We start from the raw sequence: 231 nt of genomic DNA on the forward strand, positions 1-231 counted from the left end.
GTCGGTCATTTCGAACCCCAGAGTCCCGCTCAGAAGAACTCGTCAAGAAGGCGATAGAAGGCGATGCGCTGCGAATCGGGAGCGGCGATACCGTAAAGCACGAGGAAGCGGTCAGCCCATTCGCCGCCAAGCTCTTCAGCAATATCACGGGTAGCCAACGCTATGTCCTGATAGCGGTCCGCCACACCCAGCCGGCCACAGTCGATGAATCCAGAAAAGCGGCCATTTTCC

Annotated in this window: 1 protein-coding gene; it reads right to left on the reverse strand. The window is 58.0% G+C overall.

The genetic code is table 11. The features are described from left to right. Positions 1–29: 29 nt before the first annotated feature. On the reverse strand, positions 30–231 hold a 202-nt coding region (locus HBA93_RS23905), incomplete at its 5' end, for a phosphotransferase (protein ID WP_221724863.1).

The organism is Ochrobactrum sp. SFR4 (genome assembly GCF_019730395.1).
Taxonomy (GTDB): Bacteria; Pseudomonadota; Alphaproteobacteria; order Rhizobiales; family Rhizobiaceae; genus Pseudochrobactrum.